Origin of the sequence: Streptomyces sp. NBC_01241, from assembly GCF_041435435.1 — a bacterium.
In the GTDB taxonomy this organism is placed as follows: Bacteria; Actinomycetota; Actinomycetes; order Streptomycetales; family Streptomycetaceae; genus Streptomyces.
On record NZ_CP108494.1, the window covers coordinates 4,253,024 to 4,276,009 of the forward strand.

The 22,986-nt window shown below is 68.7% G+C and carries 21 protein-coding genes and 1 tRNA gene; 10 read left to right on the forward strand and 12 right to left on the reverse strand.

Features of this window, described 5'->3' with window-relative positions; translation table 11 throughout:
• Positions 1 to 59: 59 nt before the first annotated feature.
• Positions 60 to 142 (reverse strand) — tRNA-Leu (locus tag OG306_RS18880).
• A 315-nt stretch (positions 143 to 457) separates the two neighbouring features.
• Here OG306_RS18880 and OG306_RS18885 point away from each other — a divergent pair.
• From OG306_RS18885 to OG306_RS18915, 7 genes are all read left to right on the forward strand, one after another.
• Positions 458 to 1,330 (forward strand): FhaA domain-containing protein, encoded by an 873-nt coding sequence (locus OG306_RS18885; protein WP_266747284.1) that lies wholly within the window; start codon positions 458 to 460, stop codon positions 1,328 to 1,330.
• Between the two features lie 10 nt (positions 1,331 to 1,340).
• Positions 1,341 to 1,856, forward strand: a complete 516-nt coding sequence (locus OG306_RS18890; protein WP_266747285.1) for an FHA domain-containing protein FhaB/FipA — start codon at positions 1,341 to 1,343, stop codon at positions 1,854 to 1,856.
• A gap of 129 nt (positions 1,857 to 1,985) precedes the next feature.
• Positions 1,986 to 3,482 (forward strand): Stp1/IreP family PP2C-type Ser/Thr phosphatase, encoded by a 1,497-nt coding sequence (locus OG306_RS18895; RefSeq protein ID WP_266747286.1) that lies wholly within the window; start codon positions 1,986 to 1,988, stop codon positions 3,480 to 3,482.
• A gap of 22 nt (positions 3,483 to 3,504) precedes the next feature.
• A complete protein-coding gene (locus OG306_RS18900; protein ID WP_266747287.1) occupies positions 3,505 to 4,905 on the forward strand; it encodes an FtsW/RodA/SpoVE family cell cycle protein in 1,401 nt (466 codons plus the stop codon).
• Positions 4,902 to 6,359 (forward strand): penicillin-binding transpeptidase domain-containing protein, encoded by a 1,458-nt coding sequence (locus OG306_RS18905; RefSeq protein ID WP_266747288.1) that lies wholly within the window; start codon positions 4,902 to 4,904, stop codon positions 6,357 to 6,359. Before OG306_RS18900 ends, OG306_RS18905 begins: the two co-directional genes overlap by 4 nt.
• 167 nt (positions 6,360 to 6,526) lie before the next feature.
• Entirely contained in the window at positions 6,527 to 8,512 is a 1,986-nt protein-coding gene (gene pknB / locus OG306_RS18910; protein ID WP_266906076.1) for a Stk1 family PASTA domain-containing Ser/Thr kinase, read from the forward strand.
• A gap of 217 nt (positions 8,513 to 8,729) precedes the next feature.
• Entirely contained in the window at positions 8,730 to 9,791 is a 1,062-nt protein-coding gene (locus OG306_RS18915; RefSeq protein WP_266747290.1) for a restriction endonuclease, read from the forward strand.
• Positions 9,792 to 9,889: 98 nt separating this feature from the next.
• On the opposite strand, the gene OG306_RS18920 is transcribed toward OG306_RS18915, so the two are convergent.
• From OG306_RS18920 to OG306_RS18945, 6 genes are read right to left on the reverse strand one after another with little or no spacing between them, the layout of a single operon-like run.
• Complete coding sequence (locus OG306_RS18920; RefSeq protein WP_266747291.1) at positions 9,890 to 10,624, reverse strand: class E sortase; 735 nt, start codon at positions 10,622 to 10,624, stop codon at positions 9,890 to 9,892.
• A gap of 27 nt (positions 10,625 to 10,651) precedes the next feature.
• Entirely contained in the window at positions 10,652 to 12,064 is a 1,413-nt protein-coding gene (locus tag OG306_RS18925) for a class E sortase (RefSeq protein ID WP_266747292.1), read from the reverse strand.
• Positions 12,061 to 12,699 carry an aminodeoxychorismate/anthranilate synthase component II gene (locus tag OG306_RS18930; RefSeq protein ID WP_266747293.1) on the reverse strand — a complete coding sequence of 213 codons (639 nt, stop codon included), beginning with the start codon at positions 12,697 to 12,699 and terminating at the stop codon, positions 12,061 to 12,063. Before OG306_RS18930 ends, OG306_RS18925 begins: the two co-directional genes overlap by 4 nt.
• Positions 12,696 to 12,878 (reverse strand): hypothetical protein, encoded by a 183-nt coding sequence (locus OG306_RS18935; protein WP_266747294.1) that lies wholly within the window; start codon positions 12,876 to 12,878, stop codon positions 12,696 to 12,698. The genes OG306_RS18930 and OG306_RS18935 overlap by 4 nt, the downstream gene beginning before the upstream one ends.
• A gap of 56 nt (positions 12,879 to 12,934) precedes the next feature.
• On the reverse strand, positions 12,935 to 13,651 hold the full coding sequence (locus OG306_RS18940; RefSeq protein ID WP_266747295.1) for a class E sortase: 717 nt from the start codon (positions 13,649 to 13,651) through the stop codon (positions 12,935 to 12,937).
• Positions 13,652 to 13,677: 26 nt separating this feature from the next.
• Positions 13,678 to 14,445, reverse strand: coding sequence for a DUF881 domain-containing protein (locus OG306_RS18945; protein WP_266747296.1), 768 nt, complete (start codon positions 14,443 to 14,445; stop codon positions 13,678 to 13,680).
• Positions 14,446 to 14,585: 140 nt separating this feature from the next.
• On the opposite strand from OG306_RS18945, the gene crgA reads away from it, so the two are divergent.
• On the forward strand, positions 14,586 to 14,840 hold the full coding sequence (crgA, locus tag OG306_RS18950; protein WP_265543105.1) for a cell division protein CrgA: 255 nt from the start codon (positions 14,586 to 14,588) through the stop codon (positions 14,838 to 14,840).
• 301 nt (positions 14,841 to 15,141) lie between these two features.
• On the opposite strand, the gene OG306_RS18955 is transcribed toward crgA, so the two are convergent.
• The gene (locus OG306_RS18955) at positions 15,142 to 16,041 is read right to left on the reverse strand and encodes a rhomboid family intramembrane serine protease (protein ID WP_266747297.1); all 900 of its coding nucleotides are present in this window, start codon (positions 16,039 to 16,041) and stop codon (positions 15,142 to 15,144) included.
• 154 nt (positions 16,042 to 16,195) lie between these two features.
• Positions 16,196 to 16,723 (reverse strand): peptidylprolyl isomerase, encoded by a 528-nt coding sequence (locus OG306_RS18960; RefSeq protein ID WP_266747298.1) that lies wholly within the window; start codon positions 16,721 to 16,723, stop codon positions 16,196 to 16,198.
• Positions 16,724 to 17,224: 501 nt separating this feature from the next.
• Here OG306_RS18960 and OG306_RS18965 point away from each other — a divergent pair.
• Positions 17,225 to 17,968 carry a DUF5324 family protein gene (locus OG306_RS18965; RefSeq protein ID WP_266752298.1) on the forward strand — a complete coding sequence of 248 codons (744 nt, stop codon included), beginning with the start codon at positions 17,225 to 17,227 and terminating at the stop codon, positions 17,966 to 17,968.
• Between the two features lie 167 nt (positions 17,969 to 18,135).
• On the opposite strand, the gene OG306_RS18970 is transcribed toward OG306_RS18965, so the two are convergent.
• Positions 18,136 to 18,909 carry an IclR family transcriptional regulator gene (locus OG306_RS18970; RefSeq protein WP_266747299.1) on the reverse strand — a complete coding sequence of 258 codons (774 nt, stop codon included), beginning with the start codon at positions 18,907 to 18,909 and terminating at the stop codon, positions 18,136 to 18,138.
• Positions 18,910 to 19,046: 137 nt separating this feature from the next.
• On the opposite strand from OG306_RS18970, the gene hutH reads away from it, so the two are divergent.
• Complete coding sequence (gene hutH / locus OG306_RS18975) at positions 19,047 to 20,582, forward strand: histidine ammonia-lyase (RefSeq protein ID WP_266747300.1); 1,536 nt, start codon at positions 19,047 to 19,049, stop codon at positions 20,580 to 20,582.
• A gap of 520 nt (positions 20,583 to 21,102) precedes the next feature.
• On the opposite strand, the gene OG306_RS18980 is transcribed toward hutH, so the two are convergent.
• Together OG306_RS18980 and OG306_RS18985 are read right to left on the reverse strand one after the other, a co-directional pair.
• On the reverse strand, positions 21,103 to 21,786 hold the full coding sequence (locus OG306_RS18980; RefSeq protein WP_266747301.1) for an ABC transporter ATP-binding protein: 684 nt from the start codon (positions 21,784 to 21,786) through the stop codon (positions 21,103 to 21,105).
• Positions 21,783 to 22,871, reverse strand: coding sequence for an ABC transporter permease (locus OG306_RS18985; protein ID WP_371665517.1), 1,089 nt, complete (start codon positions 22,869 to 22,871; stop codon positions 21,783 to 21,785). Before OG306_RS18985 ends, OG306_RS18980 begins: the two co-directional genes overlap by 4 nt.
• Between the last annotated feature and the right edge of the window lie 115 nt (positions 22,872 to 22,986).

Here is a 22,986-nt window from a genome sequence, read left to right on the forward strand (position 1 = left end):
TGCACCCGTGGGAACGAAGAAGCCCCACAGACCGTTTGGCCTGTGGGGCTTCTCTCTTGTGCGCGAGGGGGGATTTGAACCCCCACGTCCCAAAGGACACTGGCACCTGAAGCCAGCGCGTCTGCCGTTCCGCCACTCGCGCAAGAGTGGTGTTTTCAGACTCTCTCACCGTTTGGTGCGAGCGCCTGGCGACATCCGGAAGATTAGCACGCTGGACAGGGTGGATTCACATCCGTTGTTTCACCGAACGCCTGGCGGGAAACGGGAACGCCCAGCGGCCGCCCCCACTCCTCCTCAGTGCACCCCTCGTGCGGGACACTGTGAGGAGGCCGCCTCTACGATCCGTGTGAGAGGTGACACTCATCCACAGGGCAGACAAGGGGAACCAGCCGATTTCCCGACGCGTGGATACGATCAGTAAGCAGTACAGGGACGACTACAACGGAGGAGGTGCCCCATGGGAGTCATGAAGCGTTTCGAGCAGCGTCTCGAAGGTCTGGTCAATGGCACCTTCGCCAAGGTCTTCAAGTCCGAGGTCCAGCCGGTCGAGATCGCGGGAGCCCTCCAGCGCGAGTGCGACAACAACGCAACGATCTGGAACCGCGAGCGGACCGTCGTCCCCAACGACTTCATCGTCGAGCTCAGCACCCCCGACTACGAGCGACTCAGCCCGTACTCGGGACAGTTGGGCGACGAACTCTCCGGCCTGGTCCGCGACTACGCCAAGCAGCAGCGGTACACCTTCATGGGCCCCATCAAGGTCCATCTGGAGAAGGCCGACGACCTGGACACCGGGCTCTACCGGGTGCGCAGCCGCACCCTGGCGTCGAGTTCGTCACAGCAGCAGGATTCCCAGGGCCGGCCGGGACAGCCCGGCCAGCCCCCCCACCCGGGCCCGGGGCGTCCCGCGCAGTCCACCGGCGGTTACGGCTATCCGCCCAGCTCCGCCCCGCCCATGCCCGCGGCGCCGCCGCCGGGCGCAGGCAGGCCCGGAGCGCCCAGTACCGACCGGCACCCGCCGGCCGGACCCAGCCCCCTGCCGAACGCGCAGGTGCGGCGCTGGATCGAGATCAACGGCACCCGCCATCAGATCTCCCGCCCGACGCTGGTGCTGGGACGCAGCACCGACGCCGACGTGCGGATCGACGACCCCGGCGTATCGCGTCGGCACTGTGAGATCCGGACCGGAACGCCCTCAACGATCCAGGATCTCGGGTCCACCAACGGCATCGTGGTAGACGGGCAGCACACAACCCGCGCTACGCTCCGCGACGGCTCGCGGATCGTCGTGGGCAGCACCACCATCGTTTACCGGCAAGCCGAAGGGTGAAGCGGGGGCAATGTCAGAGCTGACCCTGACGGTCATGCGGCTAGGATTCCTGGCTGTTCTGTGGCTGTTCGTAATCGTGGCCGTCCAGGTCATTCGCAGCGACCTGTTCGGTACGCGCGTCACGCAGCGCGGCTCACGCCGCACCGCGAACGACGCTCGACCGCCACAGACGCGCCAGAATCCTGCGGCACCGCCGCAGCAACGCCAACAGCCCGGCCGCCAGCGCCGGGGGGCACCCACAAAGCTGGTCGTCTCCGAAGGCACTCTCACCGGCACCACGGTGACGCTCCAGGGACAGACCATCACGCTGGGCCGGGCCCATGACTCAACGATCGTGCTGGACGACGACTACGCGTCCAGCAGGCATGCCAGGATCTACCCCGACCGTGACGGACAGTGGATCGTCGAGGATCTCGGGTCCACCAACGGCACATATCTCGACCGGACCCGACTCACCACCCCGACGCCTGTTCCGCTGGGCGCGCCGATCCGGATCGGCAAGACCGTCATCGAGCTGCGGAAGTAGTACGACAATGAGCGAGCGGAGCGAGCGAGCCGCGACGGCCCGGGCAACGGACCCGGCCCGGCTCCCGACCGGAGGGTGGGCAGTGTGGCTCGAGACCGGCTGTACCCCGAGCCGACGGGTGAGGTGCGCATGAGTCTTTCCCTGCGCTTCGCCGCCGGATCGCACAAGGGCATGATCCGAGAGGGCAACGAGGACTCCGGCTACGCCGGTCCGCGCCTTCTCGCCATCGCCGACGGCATGGGCGGCCAGGCGGCCGGTGAGGTCGCCAGCTCCGAGGTGATCTCCACGCTCGTCCAGCTCGACGACGACGTCCCGGGCTCGGACATCCTCACTTCGCTCGGTACGGCGGTCCAGCGGGCCAATGACCAGCTGCGCATGATGGTCGAGGAGGACCCCCAGCTGGAGGGCATGGGCACCACGCTCACCGCCCTGCTCTGGACCGGCCAGCGCCTCGGCCTCGTCCACGTCGGCGACTCCCGCGCGTACCTGCTGCGTGACGGCGTACTCACCCAGATCACCCAGGACCACACCTGGGTGCAGCGGCTGGTCGACGAGGGCCGGATCACCGAGGAAGAGGCCACCACCCACCCGCAGCGCGCTCTCTTGATGCGTGCGCTGGGCAGTGGCGACCACGTCGAACCCGATCTCTCCATCCGTGAGGTCCGGGCCGGCGACCGCTACCTGATCTGCTCCGACGGTCTCTCCGGCGTCGTCTCCCACCAGACGATGGAAGAGACCCTCGCCAGTTACCAGGGTCCCCAGGAGACCATCCAGGAGCTGATCCAGCTCGCTCTGCGCGGCGGCGGCCCGGACAACATCACCTGCATCGTCGCCGATGTCCTCGACGTCGACAGCAACGACACCCTGGCCGGGCAGCTCAACGACACCCCGGTCATCGTCGGCGCGGTCGCCGAGAACCAGGCCGCCCAGCAGAACGACGGCGGCGCCATGCATACCCCCGCCGGACGAGCGGCCGGCCTCGGCCGTCCCGTCCCGCCGCCCGCCGGCGGCTTCGGCCCGCCCGGCAGCGGCGACGACGTCGGCTACGGTGGAATGCCGGACGGCTCCTTCGACGCGTACACCGACGACGACTTCGTCAAGCCCCGCGGCGGCCGCAGGTGGCTCAAGCGGTCCTTCTACACCGTGCTCGCCCTCGCCGTCGTCGGCGGCGGTCTCTACGGCGGCTACCGCTGGACCCAGAACCAGTTCTATGTCGGCGCGAAGAACGAACACGTCGCGCTGTTCCGCGGCATCAGCCAGGACCTGGCGTGGGTCTCGCTCTCGAAGGTCGAGAAGGACCACCCCGAGATCGAACTCAAGTACCTGCCGCCCTACCAGCGCAATAAGGTCGAGGCGACCATCGCCGAGGGCAACCTCACCGCCGCGCGCGAGAAGATCGGCGAACTCTCCGTCCAGGCGTCCGCCTGCAAGAAGGACGCCCAGCGACGCGCGGCCGCGAAGGCCGGCTCCGACGAGGGCCAAGCCAGTGGCACGGACTCCGACGCCGCCAAGACGTCCGGCACCTCCGACGCCACCAAGACCAAGCCGACCGCAGCGACTCCCACTCCTGGTCCCAGCCTCTCGGAGGAAGAGAAAAAGCTGGTCCCGCAGTGCGGTAAGCAGTAAGCCGTAGGGAGCCTTCAGCACCATGAGCGTTGTCACCAACACGACCACGATCGGCGCGATCGACGCACCGAGCCGTCGCAACACCGAACTGGTTCTGCTTCTCTTCGCCGTCTTCATCTCGGTGTTCGCGTACGCCAACGTGGGCCTCGCCCTCAACGGCGAACTGCCCTCCGGCATGCTCGGATACGGACTCGGGCTCGCCCTGCTCGCAGGCGTCGCACATCTCGCGGTCCGCAGATTTGCCCCCTACGCGGACCCGCTTCTGCTGCCGCTGGCCACCTTGCTCAACGGTCTGGGACTGGCGATCATCTGGCGCCTGGACCAGTCGGAAAGGTTCCAGGCACTGAAGACCTTCGCACCCGCTGCGTCCAAGCAGCTGATGTTCTCCGCTGTCGGCGTCGGGCTGCTCGTCGTCGTACTGGTGGCCCTCAAGGACCACCGCATCCTGCAGCGCTACACCTACATCTCCATGGTCGTCGCGCTGTTCTTGCTGATCCTTCCGATGTTCTTCCCCGCGGTGAACGGCGCCAAGATCTGGATCAAGATCCCCGGCGTCGGCACAATCCAGCCAGGGGAGTTCGCCAAGATCATCATTGCGGTGTTCTTCGCCGGCTATCTCATGGTCAAGCGCGACGCGCTGGCCCTGGCCAGCCGCCGCTTCATGGGCCTCTATCTGCCGCGGGGCAGGGACCTCGGGCCGATCCTCATGGTCTGGGCCTTCTCGATCCTCATCCTGGTCTTCGAGACCGATCTGGGCTCGTCCCTGCTGTTCTTCGGCATGTTCGTCGTCATGCTGTACGTCGCCACCGAGCGCACCAGCTGGATCGTCTTCGGTCTGCTGATGTCCGCAGTCGGCGCCGTCGGTGTGGCCGCATTCGAACCGCACGTCCAGCAGCGTGTCACGGCCTGGCTCGACCCGTTCGCCGGATGGGGCAAGGTGGCCGCCAGCGAGCAGATGGCGAAGTCCCTGATGGCGTTCGGCTCCGGCGGCACTCTCGGCACCGGCCTCGGCCAGGGCAATTCCGACCTGATCGGCTTCGCCGCCAACTCCGACTTCATCCTCGCCACCGTCGGCGAGGAGCTCGGCCTCGCCGGGATGATGGCCGTCCTTCTCGTCTACGGTCTGATCGTCGAGCGTGGTGTCCGTACCGCGCTCGCCGCCCGCGACCCCTTCGGCAAGCTGCTCGCGATCGGGCTCTCCGGCTCCTTCGCCATTCAGGTCTTCGTCGTCGCCGGCGGTGTCATGGGACTCATTCCGCTGACCGGTATGACCATGCCGTTCGTCGCGGCAGGCGGATCGTCAGTGATCGCCAACTGGGCCCTGATCGGAATCCTGCTCCGTATCAGCGACACCGCCCGCCGCCCCGCCCCGGCCCCCGCCCCGTCCTCCGACGCCGAGATGACCCAGGTGGTCCGACCGTGAACAAGCCCCTTCGCAGGATCGCGATCTTCTGCGGGCTGCTCGTCCTCGCTCTCCTGGTCCGTGTCAACTGGCTCCAGTACGTGCGTGCCGACGAACTGAACGCGAACAAGCACAACCGCCGCGTCCAGATCGAGCGGTACGCACACGAGCGCGGCAACATCATCGTCGACGGAAACCCCGTCACCGGGTCCGTCGAGACCAAGGGCAGCGACTTCAAGTACAAGAGGGTCTGGAAGAACGGCCCCATGTGGGCGCCCGTGACCGGCTACTCCTCGCAGGCGTTCGACGCGTCGCAGCTGGAGAACATCGAGGACGGAATCCTCACCGGCAACAGCGACCAGCTGTTCTTCGACCGCACGCTGTCCCTCTTCACCGGTGAGAAGAAGACCGGCGGCAACATCGTCACCACTCTCAACGCCGCCGCCCAGAAGGCCGCCTTCAAGGGGCTCGGCAACAAGAAGGGTGCCGTAGCCGCGCTCGACCCGCAGACCGGCGCCATCCTGGCCCTCGTCAGCACCCCTTCGTACGACCCCTCGGTCTTCGCGGGCAATTCCCTCAAGGACGCGGAAGCCCGGCAGCAGCTCCTGAACGACAAGGACAAGCCGATGCTCAACCGGGCATTGCGCGAGACCTACCCGCCGGGCTCGACGTTCAAGGTCGTCACCGCCGCGGCCGCGCTGGAGAACGGGCTGTACACCAGCATCGACGAGGCCACCAGATCGCCGCTGCCCTACCGGCTCCCGCAGACCACCGGCAACCTGGAGAACGAGGGCAACATCCCGTGCAAAAACGCCTCGCTCCGGGAAGCACTGCGGTGGTCCTGCAACACCGTCTTCGGCAAGATCAGCGATGACCTCGGTAACCAGAAGATGATCGACGAGGCCAATAAGTTCGGCTTCAACAAGGAAATCTTCACTCCGGTACGTGCCGACGCCAGCGTCTATCCCAAGGACAACCGGCCGCAGAACGCCATGGCCGGGATCGGCCAGGCGTCCAACCGCGCCACCCCGCTGCAGATGGCGATGGTCGCCGCCGCGGTCGCCAACGACGGCAAGCTGATGCAGCCGTACATGGTCGCCGAGCGCCAGGCCCCCGGCCTGGATCCGATCTACACCCACGAGAAGGAGCAGTTCAGCCAGCCCCTCTCGGGTGAAAACGCCCAGAAGCTCCAGCAGATGATGGAGACCGTCGTCGCGAACGGCACAGGGCAGAACGCCAAGATCCCGGGCGTCACCGTCGGCGGCAAGACGGGTACGGCCCAGCACGGTCTGAACAACAGCGAGAAGCCGTACGCCTGGTTCATCTCGTACGCCAAGACCGGCAGCGGCTCCCCGGTCGCCGTCGCCGTGGTCGTCGAGGACGGCCAGGCCAACCGTGACGACATCTCCGGTGGTGGTCTGGCCGCCCCGATCGCGCAGGCTGTGATGAAGGCGGTCATCGACAGCAGGAGGTGATGCCCATCACATCGGGTGCCATACCTGCACATTGGGATACCGGTCAGATATCAGGTCCGGACTCCGGGCCGATCAGGTAGTGCGCGGCCGGTAGCGTATGCGCGAGCAGCACACCGCCGGACCACACACCGGTGCGGTCGGGACTGACGGAGAGGGCTGGAACAGTTATGGAAGAGCCGCGTCGCCTCGGCGGCCGGTACGAGCTGGGCTCGGTGCTCGGCCGTGGTGGCATGGCCGAGGTCTACCTCGCACACGACACCCGGCTCGGCCGCACCGTAGCTGTGAAGACGCTGCGGGCCGACCTGGCCCGCGACCCGTCCTTCCAGGCCCGGTTCCGCCGTGAGGCCCAGTCCGCCGCCTCGCTCAACCACCCGGCGATCGTCGCGGTCTACGACACCGGCGAGGATTACGTCGACGGGGTCTCCATCCCGTACATCGTCATGGAGTACGTCGACGGATCGACGCTCAGGGAACTTCTGCACTCCGGCCGCAGGCTGCTGCCCGAGCGCACCCTTGAGATGACCGTCGGCATCCTCCAGGCACTGGAGTACTCGCACCGCGCGGGCATCGTCCACCGCGACATCAAGCCGGCGAACGTCATGCTGACGCGCACCGGCCAGGTCAAGGTCATGGACTTCGGCATCGCCCGCGCCATGGGCGACTCCGGCATGACGATGACCCAGACCTCGGCCGTCATCGGCACCGCCCAGTACCTCTCCCCGGAGCAGGCCAAGGGCGAGCAGGTCGACGCGCGTTCCGACCTGTACTCGACCGGCTGCCTGCTCTACGAGCTGCTGACGGTCCGGCCGCCGTTCATCGGGGACTCACCCGTCGCGGTCGCCTACCAGCACGTACGGGAAGAGCCGCAGCCGCCGAGCAACTTCGACCCCGAGATCACGCCCGAGATGGACGCGATCGTGTTGAAGGCCCTGACCAAGGACCCCGACTACCGCTACCAGTCGGCCGACGAGATGCGCGCCGACATCGAGGCCTGCCTCGACGGCCAGCCGGTCGCCGCCACCGCGGCGATGGGCGCGCCCGGTTACGGCGGCTACGACGGATACGGCAACGACCAGCCGACCACCGCACTGCGTGCCACGGACCAGAACGGCGCACCCACGTCCATGCTGCCCCCGGTCAACCCGGACGACGGCGGCTACGGCTACGACGACCGACCGGACCGCAGGCGCCAGAAGAAGAGCAACATCTCGACGATCCTGCTGATCGTCGCGGGCGTCCTGGTGCTGATCGGCGCGATCCTGATCGGCCGGCAGCTTTTCAGCGACACCAACAACGACAGCAGCAAGGTCGATGTGCCGAACATGGTCGGCTTGACCGTGCAGCAGGCAGAGAAACACGCGGAGAACGCCGACGTCGTCCTCAAGGTCGACTCGAACGAACCCTGCGAGGACCAGCCCAAGGGCAAGATCTGCAGCCAGACCCCGACCACTGCGGACGGCAAGATGGCGAAGAAGGACACCGTCACGGTCGTCGTCTCCACCGGCGCGCCGAAGGTCGAGGTCCCGGCCGTCGTGGAGAAGACCGAGGCGACCGCCCGTAAGGAGCTTGAGGACAAGGGCTTCACCGTGAACGTCACCGCGGTCGAGTCCGAAATGACCGAGGGTACCGTCATCAAGCAGGACCCCGAGGGCGGCGCCAAGGCCGAGAAGAACTCCGAGGTCACGATCACGGTCGCCAAGCAGGCCCTGCTGGAACTCCCCGACGTTCGCACCCGCACGTACCAGGATGCAGAGGCCCAGCTCAGGGGCATCGGGTTCACAACCATCTCGCGTGTCGACATCGACTCGCCCCAGGCGGTGGACATCGTGGTCGAGCAGTCCCCCGGAGTCGGCAAGCAGGCCAAGGACGCCCCGATCGTCCTGAAGGTCTCGAAGGGCCCGCCGCAGCCGGAGCAGACCACGGTTCCCGACCTGCAGGGCAAGACCCTCGGCGAGACGAAGGACCTGCTGGCCGGGGCGAGCCTGCAGCTCGGCCAGGTGGACGGGCCGAATGACGACAACGCCAGAGTCGTCCTCTACCAGCCCCAAGTGGGCCAGCAGGTCGACAAGAACAGCGCGGTCAGCGTCCGGACCGTGCAGGGCGGTGGAGACGGCAACATCTTCGGCGGCCCGTCCGGCTCACGCCGGCACTGACCCCGAATCGTCCCGACTGCCAAAGGGCCCCGGCACCGCAACGGTGACCGGGGCCCTTTGCTATGCCCTGCCACGACGCCTCCGGCCCGGCATACCGCACATGCAGCCGCAAACCGATCGTGTCTTCATATGTGCTGACTCGTTGGACGGATGGGGTGACGTGGGGATCAAGCCCCGTTCCCAGCTCGCACCAACATCCGAGACGAGCCGAGAGGGCATGAACGTGATCAACGATGCAGTACTGCTCGTGATCAACGATGCAGTACTGCTGGAGTCGAGGTCTCTACGAGCAAGCATCGTGGAGCGAACGGAAGCGCTGGACAGGGTCAAAGTGCTATCCCTGCTGCCGGACGGTATGCATGTCACGACTGCGATGGTGGCAGCGTACTTCCAGGTCGGCATCAAAGCGATCGAATCCCTGGTAGTCGACCACCGACAGGAACTGGAAGCCAACGGCTACCGAGTTTTGACAGGTACAGAACTGACCTCCTTCAAGGAGGTCAGTGGGATTCAGTCCCGGTCAAGAGCCCTCGCGCTCTACTCAAGGCGCACCGTCCTCAACGTCGCCATGCTCCTCCGGGACAGCGAAGTCGCACGTCAGACACGTACATATCTGCTCGATATGGAGTACGTGGCACGGAATCAGCCTGTGGATAACTCTGTCCACAGGGGACCGGAGTCCCTCGACGACCGCATCGACCGACGCATCACCCACATCCTCGGGACGACCGTCGTCCCCATGTTCAACGCCCTCATCGAGGCCTCCGGTGAGCACCTCAAGGAGCTGATCTCGCTCCGGGACGACGTTGCGAAAGTCGAGCAGAAGCTCTGCAATCACCATCACCGACTGAGGCACCTTGAGCACGCCCAGGGCCCGCGCCCGTACACCGGAATCATGGCGTCCATCGACGCCATGAACTGGCGGGAGTTCGAGCACCACGTCGCCGTACTGCTCCGCCGCGACGGCTGCACGGACGTCGTGGTGCACGGCGGCCCCGGCGACCGAGGCGTGGATGTCACAGCGGTGACCGCGGACGGCCGCAGCATCGTCGTGCAGTGCAAGAGCTTCGCGCCCTACCGTCCGGTGTGGAGCGGAGAGCTGCAGAAGTTCCTCGGCGCCTCTTTCGTCCAGCACGGGGCCGATGTGGCTCTCTTCGTCGCCACGACGTCCTTCACACCCGACGCACGCGCCATCGCCGAGACCTACGGCATCACCCTCGTCGACCGCGCTCACCTCGAAAAGTGGAGCGCCGGAGTACCGCTGCGGATCCTGAGGTAGCCGTCGCAGGGAAGGGAAGCGGCCCGAAGTCGCAAAGACTAGTTGCGACTTCGGGCCTTCACCATCCTAGAACGACTGAGCTCCTCGAAGGAGCTCAGTCACGATTGCCGCAGCTCCGCCGGCTTCGTGCGGTCCTTGTCCACCTTCTCCGTACGCACCAGCTCGCCCCACACGATGTAGCGGTACTTCGACGTGTAGACCGGTGTGCAGGTCGTCAGCGTGACGTAGCGGCCGGGCTTCTTCGCGCCCGATCCCTTCGGCACCGCCTGCAGTACATCGACGTTGTACTTGGACGTCTCGGGAAGCTCCTTGAAGACCTTGTAGACGTACCAGGTGTCCCTGGTCTCGAAGACGACCGCGTCACCCGTCTTCACCTTGTCGATGTTGTGGAACTTGGCACCGTGCCCGTCGCGGTGCGCCGCCAGCGTGAAGTTGCCCTTCTTGTCCCAGGGGAGAGCCGACTTCACCGGGTCCGTGTAGTAACCCGCGATGCCGTTGTTGAGGTTCTCGGTGTCGGTGCCCTTCTTGACGAGCACCTCGCCGTTCTTCATCGACGGAACGTGCAGGAAGCCGATGCCGTCCTTGGTGTCCAGCGCACCCGGTCCGCCCGCCCAGCGGTCCCGGACAGTGTGGCCCTGCTTGGAGGCCTCGCGGTCGGCGAGCACGTTCGTCCACCAGAGGGAGTAGACGACGAAGAGACCCAGCACCAGGCCTGCGGTGATCAGCAGTTCGCCGAAGAAACTGACCGCCGTCGCGACGGGATGGCGGTCTCTGCGCCGCGGCGGGGGCGCGGACTCCCCGATTCGCTCTTCGTGCTCGGTCCTCGCTGCCACCGCACCCGTCCCTGTCGTGATGATGTTTCAGCCGACGAGCGCGTCGGGCTTGCCCTTGCTGCGCGGTCGTTCGTCGACCATCTTGCCCCAGACGATCAGACGGTACGTACTCGTGAATTCCGGCGTACAGGTCGTCAGAGTGATGTACCGCCCCGGCCCGGTGAACCCCGAACCGGGCGGAACCGGGCCGATCACCGAGACGTTGGACGGCGAAGTCTGCGGAAGGGTCCTCGTCGCCTCGTACGTGTAGTACGCGTCCTGCGTCTCGACCACGATCAGGTCACCGGGGCGCAGCCTGTTGATGTAGCGGAACGGCTCGCCGTGCGTGTTGCGGTGGCCCGCCAGCGCGAAGTTGCCCTTCTTCGCGGACGGCATCGCGGTGCGCAGCGTGCCCTCGCTGTAGTGGCCGACCATGCCCCGGTCGAGGACCTTTTCCTTGCTGATGCCCTCGGCGATCGGAGCGACCACATCCAGTTTGGGGATGTGGATGATGGCGAATCCCTGCCCCGCCTCGAACACACCCGGGTTGCGGTCGCCCTTCGCCCAGTCGTCCTGGATCTTGTGCGTCTCCTTGCCGGCGTACTGGTCGGCGCGCACATTCGTCCACCACAGTTGGTACGTGACGAACAGCAGCATCAGCACACCGAGCGAGATGAACAGCTCTCCGACGACCCGGCTGGCGACAACGGCCGGGCTGTCCTTGGCCGCGCGCGCCGCGCGTCGTGCCTCGACGCGCGACATCGGTTTGGCGGCCGACGCAGATGCCGTGGCCGACGCCGCGGATTCCGGCCGCGGTTCGGCACGTCGGCGGCCACGCCCCTTCGCGGCGCGTCGGCGCTCGGCACGGCCTCCGGTGCGCGGTTCCGGATCGGCCTTCTCGGGTCCCGCGCCCGACTCCGAACCCAGGCCCGACACCGGCTCCGGCTCCGGCTCCGGCTCCGGCTCCGGCTCCGGCTCCGGCTCCGGCACAAAAACCGGCTGCCGGACCGTCAACGCCTGATCGGCCAGGTGACGCGCGGCCGCAGCCCGCAGTCCGACCGTCTCGTCGTCCGGCGGGAGGGGAACGGGGGCGGGCTGCGCTCGGGGTACCTGCGCGGGCGCCTGCTGCCCGTACCAGTCCCGCTCGAACCCCTCGGGGTCGTACCACTCCCGCGGGGTCTGTTCGGGCGTCTGCGCCCCTTGTGGCGCCTGTGAGTGGGCCGGCCCTTGCGGCTGCGCCGGGGATGGCTGATCCGGCGCCCGGTGCAGTCCCCGCCCCGGCTCCTCCGACGGGATGCCGTCGGAGGAGGACCACTGCGAGGCATGCTGCCCGGGCAGCGGATCGTTCAGCGGATCCGCCAGCTGGTCGACCGCCGCCTCGAACGCGCCCGCGGCCTCGTACGCTCCTTGCTCGTACGGGCCGTCCTGTCCGGCGTCGTGCTCGGGACGGAGTGCGGTCACGCGACGGCCTTGCCCACCACCGGCGCGAGCCCCGCCGACCTCGCGACGGCTCCTGTGTCGCCGCACTGCGCCAGCCAGTTGGCCAGCATCAGATGGCCGTGCTCGGTCAGCACCGACTCCGGGTGGAACTGCACACCCTCCACCGCCAGTTCCCGGTGGCGCAGCCCCATGATGATGCCGTCGGCCGTGCGCGCGGTCACCTCCAGCTCCGCCGGCACCGTGTCGGGTTCGGCGGCGAGCGAGTGGTAGCGGGTCGCGGTGAAGGGGGACGGCAGGCCGGTGAAGACCCCGGTGCCCTCATGGGTCACCAGCGAGGTCTTGCCGTGCAGCAGCTCCGGGGCGCGGTCCACCACACCGCCGTACGCCACGGCCATCGACTGCATCCCGAGGCAGACCCCGAAGACCGGGACGCCCGTGGCCGCGCAGTGGCGGACCATCTCCACGCAGACACCCGCCTGCTCCGGGGTGCCGGGGCCGGGCGACAGCAGCACCCCGTCGAAGCCGTCCTGGGCGTGTGCCGTGGTCACCTCGTCGTTGCGCAGCACTTCGCACTCGGCGCCGAGCTGGTAGAGGTACTGGACGAGGTTGAAGACGAAGCTGTCGTAGTTGTCCACGACGAGGATGCGGGCACTCACTGGCCGCCCCCCGTTCCGGTCGAGCCGTCCACCGTCACATCGCCGAACGGAAGCAGCGGCTCCGCCCACGGGAAGACGTATTGGAAAAGCGCGTAGACGACAGCCAGCGCCAGCACGAGCGAGATGAGCGCACGCACCCATGCGTTGCCCGGCAGATGCCGCCAGATCCAGCCGTACATGCTGTCCCCTCCATTCGGTACGGGACCAGACTAAAGGGCCGGGGCACGAGCGTGGGTCAGCTGTGGAAAGCCGCCGGCCTGCCGTCGCTCACGGGCTGGGTCGCGTCGAGGTGCGCCCAGGCGATCAGCCGGTGGCTGCTGCCCCACTCGGGGTCGCAGGTGGTCAGCGTCAGATAGCGGCCGGGCCCGTCGAAACCGGACTTGCGGGGTACGGGATCGATGACCCCGATGTCGCTCGGCACCGTCCGGTAGGGCTTCTTGTCGATGCGGTACGTGAACCACGTCGTCCCGTCCGTCAGCAGCACCGCGTCGCCCGGGCGCAGCTTCGGGAAGTCCTTGAACGGGTCCCCGTACGTGCGACGGTGTCCGGCCACGGCGAAGTTGCCCGTCGCGCCGAGGCGAGCGGTCCCGCGGTAGTGGCCGAGCCCCTTCTGCAAGGTCCTGACCTCGGTGTTCTCCAGGACGGGCCACTCCCAGCCCTTGCCGAAGCGGGGGATGTACAGCATCGCGAACGGCTTGCCGTCGCGGTACGCCGCGGGGGCGGGCTGCGCCGACGGTGTCGGGGAGGTGCCCGGCGCCGGGGACGCGCCCGGCGCGGGGGCGGACACCGCGCCCCGCGCCCACTGGTTCTGCAGGGTGTCGATCTGTCCCTCGGTCGCGTCGGCGGCCTTCACGCCGGTCCAGAACAGCACGTACACCACAAAGAGCACAATCAGGGCACCGACGGTGATGCAGAGTTCGCTGAACGTCCTCACGATCAGTCGCACCGACACCGCGTCGGCCTCCCCACAGCTGCTCGCTACTTCGACGGCTCCGCATAGTGGAGATCCACTGTGCCCGAGTAGCCGGGAAGAGTCACCGCCTCGTGCTCGTCGACTTTCCAGCCGAGCCCATATGCCTTCACGTACAGCAGGTAGTTGCTGATCGCCTGGGAGTCGTCGAGGGCCTGCTTGAGCGCGGCCGGGTCACCCACTGCGGTGATCTTGTACGGCGGGGAGTAGACACGGCCCTGGAGGATCAGGGTGTTGCCGACGCAGCGGACCGCGCTGGTGGAGATGAGCCGCTGGTCCATGACCTGGATGCCCTGGGCACCGCCCTGCCAGAGGGCGTTGACGACCGCCTGCAGGTCCTGCTGGTGAATGACCAGGTCGTTGGGTTGCGGGTCGGGGTAGCCGGGGTTCGCGGTGGCGCCCAGCGGTGCATCATTGAGTGTGACGGACACGGACCGGCCGGAGAGCTCTGTGGTGCCCGCGGCACGCGCGAGCTCCTTGAGCCGGGCGTCCTCCGCCTCGGTGCTGCCGCGGTCGCGCCGCACGAGGGCGTCGATGTCCCCGCGCGCGGTGGCATTGGTCTCGTCCAGGTGGGCGTTCTTGCCGCTGCGCTGCTGGATGAGGTCGGAGAGCTTCAGCAGCGAAGAGTCCGTGCGGATGTTGGTGCCCTTGGCCGTGTTGGCGCTGGTGACGAAGATCAGTCCGGCAAGGGCGAAGACAGCGGCGGTGAGCACCCGGACCGGGTGCCGGAAGGTGCGCCGGACCGGTCCTCGGGAGGAGTCGGCAGAATTGCTCAACGTACCCTTATCTCCTTCGGCGCCGCGGAAGCACTACGCTAACGGACGCCCGGGGGAGGCAGCATTCCCCCTCGCGCCCCGCCCGGCGCCAGCCACAGTTCCCTGCGCGGTAACGCAGCGCATCGACAGGAGAGTTCCTCGTGCCGAAGTCACGTATCCGCAAGAAGGCCGACTTCACGCCCCCTCCGGCGAAGCAGGCAACCAACATTAAGCTGACCAGCCGCAGCTGGGTGGCGCCGGTGATGCTGGCGCTCTTCCTGATCGGTCTGGCCTGGATCGTCGTTTTCTATGTGACCGACGGCGATCTGCCGATCAAGTCGCTGGGGAACTGGAACATCGTCGTCGGCTTCGGCTTCATCGCCGGCGGCTTCGGTGTCTCCACGCAGTGGAAGTAGTGCCGCAGGGCGCCTGATCCCACAGCGGGGTCCGGTTCCGCAACCCTTGCCCCGAGTTACCCACAGCGTTATCCACAGGCGGGGGAAAAGGTCAGACGATCTGTGGATAACCCCTTGGCTGTTGACGCCGATGTGACTGCAGCCTCCCTCATCGAGGGATGGCACGCCCCTTGTCCCTGCTGGAAAAACCCAGCTCAGCGACAAGGGGCACAGTTGTTCCCACGGAATGCACAAGATCCGGCACGCGCTGTGGACAACTGACCGGGGGAACGTCCAGGGAGCGCCAGGGAACGGCGTCCGCTCAGGTCAGCGCGGCTGTTCTGGCGACGACGATGGCGACCACAGTCGCCAGGACCAGGGCGCAGGTGCCGTACTGCACCAGTGCGCGCCGCTCGCGGGGTGCGTGCACCATGCCGATCGCGATCAGCGTGCCCGCGATCAGACCGCCGACATGTGCCTGCCAGGCGATTCCGCCCCAGGGGTTGAAGGTGATGACCAGGTTCACCGCGAGAAGCGCGAAGACCGGGCGCATGTCGTAGTTGAGCCTGCGCATGAGCACGGCGGTGGCGCCCAGCAGGCCGAAGATGGCGCCGGAGGCGCCGAGCGAGGGCTGATTCGGTGCGGCGAGCCAGTAGGTGAGAGCGCTGCCCGCCAGGCCGGAGAGCAGATAGAGCGTGAGGTAGCGGGCGCGGCCGAGCGCCGCCTCCAAGGGGCCGCCGAGCCACCACAGTCCCAGCATGTTGAACGCGATGTGCCACACCTCCTGGTGCAGGAACATCGACGTCACCAGCCGGTACCACTGGCCCTCCGCAACACCCTCCGGCGGGCCGCCGTAGTAGAAGTTGGCCCGGCCGAGGAGCGTCAGGTCCTGGAGCAGCGACCCCTTCACGTACACCACGATGAACACGGCGACATTGAGAGCGAGCAGGATCTTGGTGATGAGCCGGGGGTCGGCCGTGATGGGGGCGCCGGCGACCGTGCGCGGCCGGGCGGCGCCCGGGCCGTGTCCCGTACCGGCTCCCTGGCGGGCGCAGTCCGGGCACTGGAAGCCGACCGAGGCGTTGACCATGCACTCGGGGCAGATCGGGCGGTCGCAGCGGGTGCAGCGGATGTGCGTACCGCGACCGGGGTGGCGGTAGCAGCTGAGCGAGCCGTCCGTGGCGGCGGACCGGTCCTGGTCCCCCGGCGGCTGCTGGTCCATCGGTCCCATCACTTCCCGGTCCCCTCGGTGCTCGTCGTGGCGGCAGCACTCACAACGCAGCCCTGCTCGTCCGCTATGTAACAAGTACGGATGAGCAGGGCGGTTGGTTCCCGAAAGGACAATCAGAGCGTGACCATTCGATGACTACCGGCGATCATCGGTTCTCGATGACGACCGACTCGATCACGACGTCCTGCAGCGGACGGTCGGTGCGGGAGTTGGTCTTGGTGGCCGCGATCGCGTCCACGACCTTCTGGCTGGCGGGGTCGACGACATCGCCGAAGATGGTGTGCTTGCCGGTCAGCCAGGCTGTCGGCGAGACGGTCACGAAGAACTGCGAGCCGTTGGTGCCCGGGCCGGCGTTGGCCATGGCCAGCAGGTACGGCTTGTTGAAGCCGAGGTCGGGGTGGAACTCGTCACCGAACTCGTACCCCGGGCCACCGGTGCCGTTGCCCAGCGGGTCACCGCCCTGGATCATGAAGCCGCTGATGACGCGGTGGAAGACGGTGCCGTCGTACAGCCGGTCCGTGGACTTCTTACCGGTCTCGGGATGCGTCCACTCACGCTCGCCCTGGGCGAGCTCGACGAAGTTCTTGACCGTCTTGGGCGCGTGGTTCGGCAGGAGCCGGATCTCGATGTCGCCCTGATTGGTCTTCAAGGTGGCGTAAAGCTGCTCGGCCACGATCTGCCTTCCGTGAGTCTTCGGTGAGTCTTCGGTGACGTCGGGTCCGCGAGGGATGACGTCAGGTCCGCGGTGACGTTCCACCGATCCTCGCACGGACCTTCCGCTCCGGCGCCCGACCGCCACCCCGAACGCCCTCCGCTCACCTTCTTGCCCGATAGAGCGCCCGTGCTGCCCGTAGAACCGTCCTGCCCGATCGGGTCCCCGTCGCGCCGAGGCCGCGCCCGCCACCCTCTTCGCCTGCGGCTTCCCCGATGCCCCGTGCGTGCCGCTCCCCGCAGGAACAAATGCGGCCAAGTGCGTGACCAACCGGCGCGGGCTGGACCGAACCGTGGCATTGTCGTCGGCAAGCTCCCCTTGCACCGCATTGCCCGAAAGCGTCAGTCATGACCCCGGATGACCCGTATGCCTGCCCCGCATGCCGTGCAGGCCTTCGGCGGGCATGATCTCGAAATGGGTGGAAAGGCGGAGTACCTACCCGCCACCAAGGAGGAGGATCCCGTGACCCGCATCGACAGCGTGCGCGCCGCAACCGACTCGGCCAAGGACAGCGTGCAGCACGCCGCGGAAGTGGTGGCGCCCTACGCCGACTCGGCCAAGGACCAGGCCGCACATCTCGCGTACGAGGCCCGCACACGGCTCGCGCCGAAGGTGTCGAAGGCAGCCCAGCAGGCCCGAGTCCAATACGGCACGCATCTCGCGCCACGTATCGAACTGGCCCGTGCCCATGTGCCCCCCAAGGTCGACGAGGTGGCCCAGCGCGCCGCGCTCCGCACCCGACAGGTCGCGCGCAGCGCCGCGGACTACACCGTTCCGCGCGTCGAGCACGCGATGGCCGTCGCCCAGCCCGTGGCGGAGGAGGCCTCGGTCCGCAGCGCCGCCGCGCTGGCGGCACTGCGCGGGCAGGTCACCGCGAAGGAGATCAGGCAGCTCGCCAGGAAGCACGAGCGGCGGGCGAAGGCCGGCCGGTGCTTCAAGGGTCTCGCCGTGGCCGGCATCGTGGCGGCTGCCGCCTACGCCGCCTGGCGGTGGTGGGACAAGCAGGCCAACCCGGACTGGCTGGTCGAGCCGCCCGCTCCCACGGAGGTCTCCGACCGCGCACCGCTGACCTCGGTCGACGGCAGCGGTCCGTCTTCGCTCGACCCGGAGGACGAGGTCAGGCAGGCCGACGCGGAGAACAAGAAGAGCAAGGGGACGGACGGTCCGGAGGGTGTCGACGGCACCGATCGCGACGACCGCCGCTGAGCAGTCCCCGGACGGCGGAGCGGGCGTCGGAAGGCCTTGAGGTCTTCCGACGCCCGCTCCGCCGTCCGCGGAGTCCGCGGGACGCGGAAGCGGAAGCGGCAGCGGAGACGGGACGGGGACGGCAACGAGGGCGGTAGCGGCAGCGGACAGTTCGCGAGGCCGGGTCGTCATCGGGGTGTTTTCGGGACGCCCCCCACGCGGCGGGTCAGTTCGCGGGCGGTCTGCGCGACGTGCCCCGCGATCTCCTGGCGTTCGGCGGCACTCCCCGGCCGGCTCGGGAACGTGACGCACACGCCGGCGATCGGATGGGCGTGGTGATCGAACACGGGGGCGGCGATGGAGGACAGGCCGACGGTGATTTCGCCCTCCTCGGTGGCGTACTGCCTACGGCGCACCTCGGCCAGCAGGGCACGCAGCGCGGTCAACGAGGTGGGCCCCGCGTCGTTGCGCTGGACGAAGGACGACCGGTCCGGGAAGAGCGCCCGCACCTGCGCGGCCGGCAGATGGGCCAGCACCGCCCGGCCGCTGGCGGTCAGCTGGGCCGGCAGCCGCACACCCACCTCACTGACCAGGGGAGCGCGGCCGGGGGCCCGTTCCTCGATGACGTAGATGACCTCGCGGCCGTGCAGCACCGCGAGGTTGGCGTTGTGCCCGGTGCGGTCCACGAGCTTGGCCAGCGGCACCCGGGCCAGCCGCTGGAAGGGCTCCTGGCGCGCGTACCCGGAGGCGAGCTCGAAGGCGCTGACGCCGAGACCGTAGCGCCGCTCCTCGGGCAGGTGGGAGACGAAGCCGTCGGCGGCCAGGGTGTCCAGCAGGTGGTAGGTCGTCGAGCGGGGCAGCCCGACGTCGCGGCTGATGGCCGCCGCGGGCACCGGGGCGGCCTGGGTCGCCAGATAGCGCAGCACGGCCAGGACCTGCGCGGCAGCCGGGACGATGCTCATGCTCCGACGATAGACCCGGCGTCGTGTGGACCCTGTGTCTGGGATCCCAGACACAGGGAGTGCAGGTGTCTGGGATCCCAGACATAACCTTGGGGCAGCCAGTCGCGGTGTGCCCCCGCAACCGGCTTCATGGAGACATGACTGTTGATGTTGGTGTCGGCCCGCTCTCTGCCGACGATGTCGTGTCCGTTGCCCGCCTGGGAACTCCGGTGGCCCTGTCGCCGGAGGCATTGAAGGAGATCGCCCGCAGCCGCGAGGTGATCCGGGGCCTGGCCGACGAGGTGGTGCCGCACTACGGCGTCTCCACCGGTTTCGGGGCGCTGGCCACCCGCCACATCCCTGGCGAGCTGCGCGCGCAGCTGCAGCGCAGCCTGGTGCGCTCGCATGCCGCGGGTTCCGGCCCCGAGGTCGAGCGCGAGGTCGTCCGCGCGCTCATGCTGCTGCGCCTGTCGACGCTGGCGACCGGCCGTACCGGTGTGCGCACGGAGACCGCCGAGGCCTATGCCGCGCTGCTCAACGCCGGCATCACCCCCGTTGTCCACGAGTACGGCTCGCTCGGCTGCTCCGGCGACCTGGCCCCGCTCGCCCACTGTGCGCTCGCCGTCATGGGCGAGGGCACGGTCCGCGACGCCGACGGCATGCTCAAGCCGGCCGCCGAGGCGCTCGCCGCCGCCGGGATCACCCCGGTCGTGCTGGAGGAGAAGGAGGGCCTCGCGCTGATCAACGGCACCGACGGCATGCTCGGCATGCTGGTGCTGGCCGCCCACGACCTGCGCCGGCTGCTGCGCACCGCCGACATCGCCGCCGCCATGAGCGTCGAGGGCCAGCTCGGTACGGACGCCGTGTTCGCGGCCGACCTCCAGGCGCTCCGCCCGCACCCGGGCCAGGCCGACAGTGCCGCGAACCTGCGGGCCCTGCTCGCCGACTCGGGCATCGTCGCCAGCCACCGCACGCCGGAGTGCACGCGGGTACAGGATGCGTACTCGCTGCGCTGCTCGCCGCAGGTGCACGGCGCGGTCCGCGACACCCTCGCGCACGCCGAGCTGGTGGCCGCCCGCGAGCTGGCGAGCGCCGTCGACAACCCGGTGGTCACGCTGGACGGCCGGGTGGAGAGCAACGGCAACTTCCACGGTGCGCCGGTCGCCTGTGTGCTGGACTTCCTCGCCATTTCCGTCGCCGACCTGGCCTCGGTCTCCGAGCGTCGTACGGACCGGTTCCTGGACCCGGCCCGCAACCACGGGCTGAACGCCTTCCTGGCGGACGACCCGGGCGTCGACTCCGGCCACATGATCGCCCAGTACACGCAGGCCGCGATCGTCTCCGAACTGAAGCGGCTGGCCACCCCCGCCTCCGTCGACTCCATCCCTTCCAGCGCCATGCAGGAGGACCACGTCTCCATGGGCTGGTCCGCGGCCCGCAAGCTGCGCCGCGCGCTGGACGGCCTCGGCCGCGTCCTCGCGGTGGAGGTCTGCACCGCGGCCCGCGCGCTGGACATGCGCGCCCCGCTGACGCCGTCACCCGCCACCGCGGCGGTACGCGACGGCCTGCGCGAAACGGTCGAGGGCCCCGGACCCGACCGCTGGCTCGCTCCCGAGATCGAGGCCACCGTGCAGTACGTCGCCTCCGGCAGTGCGATCGCCGCGGCCGAGTCCGTTACCGGTCCTCTGGCCTGAACCACCTGTGCGCGCTGCCCGGCGAGTACTCTCCGGGCAGCGCGCACAGGCATCACAGGGGCGTGCACAAGCCCCCGCCGCGGGGGCTTGCGCGCCGGTTCGCGTCGTCGTCCCCCGCGGTCGGTCACACCGTGCGGGGCGCCGTGCCCCGTGAGGTCACCATGCGGTGGATCAGGCGCGCGCACGGCGCGCGCCGGCGCGCGCCGTGCGCTGGTCGACATCCGTCTGCTCCCCGCCGGATCTGTGGCAGCAGTCCGGCGAGGATGAGCAGCCACGCGAGGACGGCGATCCACAGCAGAGCGCGACCGGCCGTTGCGAGCTGGTGGATGCCGGTGGCCATCGCTGCGGCCCCGGCGGCGGGGCAGTCCCGCCCGACCGTGCGGAAGGAGGTGCTTCGTCACCCGTCCATCGCGCCGTGCCCGGAGCGGCGCCACCATCGGGGAGGTCTGCGCGGGTCCGGGCCGCGGCCTGCCGGCCGCCGCACCCGGCCGCGCGCGGCCCGCCGTCGGCGTCGGTGTGGTCAGCGGGCGGGTGCGGGCAGGGTGAGGCGTCCGTCGTGGACTTCGGCGATCTGGTCGACGGCGGTGAGGTGCGCGCGGTCGTGGGTGACGAGGACGGTGGCGGTGGCCTTTTGGTGGGTGAGCCGGGTGATCAGGTCGATGACGGCGGCGCCGCGTTCGTGGTCGAGAGCGCTGGTGGGTTCGTCGACCAGAAGGACGGTGGGGTCGTTCATCAGGGCGCGGGCGATGTTGATGCGCTGGCGCTGGCCGCCGGAGAGCTGGTGGGGACGCCGGCCCGCCTGGTCGGCCAGGCCGACGGCGTCCAGCAGTTCCATCGCGCGCGGGCGGGCCCTGGACGGGGAACGGCCGTCGATCCGGGCCATGACCTGGAGCTGTTCGGCCGCGGTGAGGGAGGGCAGCAGGTTGGGCTGCTGGAAGACGATGCCGATCTTGTGACGGCGCAGGGCCGTCAGTTCGCCGCGGGTCATGCCGGTGGTACTCACACCGTCGATGGTGACAGTGCCGGCCTCGGGGGTGATGAGGGTGGCGGCGACGGCGAGGAGGCTGGACTTCCCGGAGCCGGAGGGACCGACGACGGCGGTGAGGCTGCCCTTGGGGACGTCGAGGCCGACCCGGTCCAGGGCGGTGAGGCGGCTCTCGCCGTCGGGGTAGGTCAGGGTGATGTCGGTCAGGTTCAGGCTCATCGTGCGCTCCCCAGGGCGGTCAGCGGGTCGACGGAAGTGATGCGGCGGATGGACAGCGCGGCCCCGAGCCCGCCGAGCAGGACCATCACGGCGGCCGGGACGAGGACGGTTGCCGGGGTGAGGAGGAAGGGCACGGCCGAGCCGGACACGACGGCGCCGACAGCGGCGGCGATTCCGGTGCCGAGCAGGGTGCCGCCCACCAGGAGGACGACGGCCTGGCCCAGGGCGTCCTTCAACAGGTCGGCGGTGGAGGCTCCCAGGGCCTTCAGGACAGCGACATCACCGCTGCGCTGGATGGTCCACACCGTGAAGAAGGCGCCGATGACCAGCGCGGAGATGGCGAACAGGAAACCGCGCATCATCTGCAGGGAGCCGTTCTCGGAGGTGTAGGAGCCGATCGCGGACAGCGAGTCGTCCTTGGACACCGTCTTCGTGCCCACGGCCTCGTCGGTCGCGTCCACCGTGGCGCCCGACGTGGTCGTGAGGGCGATGACGGTCGCGACGGGGCCGTCGTAGCCGTTGGTGGGCGGGGCGATCCTCTGCCAGGTGGTGAGGCTGGTCCAGACGACGGGGGTGTGGCTGAAGGACGCGTCCCCGCTCGTGGCGGCGACGGTCAGCCGCCGGCCGGCGACGGTGACCGTGTCGCCCGGCTCCACACCGAGACCGTCGGCGGCGGCGGTGGACAGCACCACCGAACGGTCGTCGATCTTCCCGCTGTCGGGGGCCAGGCCGGAGCCGGGCCGGACGCCGAAGACGGACACGCCCTCGTTCTGGTCACCCGCGGTGGCCCTGGTGGTGGAGATGCCCAGCGGCTCGGCGCTGCTCACCCCGGGCGCCTCGGCCCACCGCTGCCACTGCTCACGGGTGACCGTGGAATTGGAGTACGACACGTCCTGCCCGCTGCTCGGAGCGGCGAAAGCGATCCGGTCCGCGGACAGGCCCGTGATCGCGGAGATGTTCTGCCGGCCGAGCCCGGCGGTCAGCCCGGACAGCAGCCCGACCAGCAGCGTGATCAGCACGATGACGGTTCCCATCAAGGCGAAGCGCCCCTTGGCGAACCGGAGGTCTCTCCAGGCGACGAACATTTCAGGCCTGTCCTTTCACGCGGTGGAATCGGTACGTCTTCCCCTGTGGATTCGGTACGTCTCCACGTGTGGGATCGGTACGTCTCCACGTGTGGGATCGGTACATCCCCACGTG

Coding starts and splice junctions, on each gene's coding strand:
- OG306_RS18885 (WP_266747284.1), top strand. CDS start 458: ATGGGAGTCATGAAGCGTTTCGAGCAGCGTCTCGAAGGTCTGGTCAAT.
- OG306_RS18890 (WP_266747285.1), top strand. CDS start 1,341: ATGTCAGAGCTGACCCTGACGGTCATGCGGCTAGGATTCCTGGCTGTT.
- OG306_RS18895 (WP_266747286.1), top strand. CDS start 1,986: ATGAGTCTTTCCCTGCGCTTCGCCGCCGGATCGCACAAGGGCATGATC.
- OG306_RS18900 (WP_266747287.1), top strand. CDS start 3,505: ATGAGCGTTGTCACCAACACGACCACGATCGGCGCGATCGACGCACCG.
- pknB (WP_266906076.1), top strand. CDS start 6,527: ATGGAAGAGCCGCGTCGCCTCGGCGGCCGGTACGAGCTGGGCTCGGTG.
- OG306_RS18915 (WP_266747290.1), top strand. CDS start 8,730: ATGAACGTGATCAACGATGCAGTACTGCTCGTGATCAACGATGCAGTA.
- OG306_RS18935 (WP_266747294.1), bottom strand. CDS start 12,878: ATGTACGGCTGGATCTGGCGGCATCTGCCGGGCAACGCATGGGTGCGT.
- OG306_RS18955 (WP_266747297.1), bottom strand. CDS start 16,041: ATGGACCAGCAGCCGCCGGGGGACCAGGACCGGTCCGCCGCCACGGAC.
- OG306_RS18970 (WP_266747299.1), bottom strand. CDS start 18,909: ATGAGCATCGTCCCGGCTGCCGCGCAGGTCCTGGCCGTGCTGCGCTAT.
- hutH (WP_266747300.1), top strand. CDS start 19,047: ATGACTGTTGATGTTGGTGTCGGCCCGCTCTCTGCCGACGATGTCGTG.
- OG306_RS18980 (WP_266747301.1), bottom strand. CDS start 21,786: ATGAGCCTGAACCTGACCGACATCACCCTGACCTACCCCGACGGCGAG.
- OG306_RS18985 (WP_371665517.1), bottom strand. CDS start 22,871: ATGTTCGTCGCCTGGAGAGACCTCCGGTTCGCCAAGGGGCGCTTCGCC.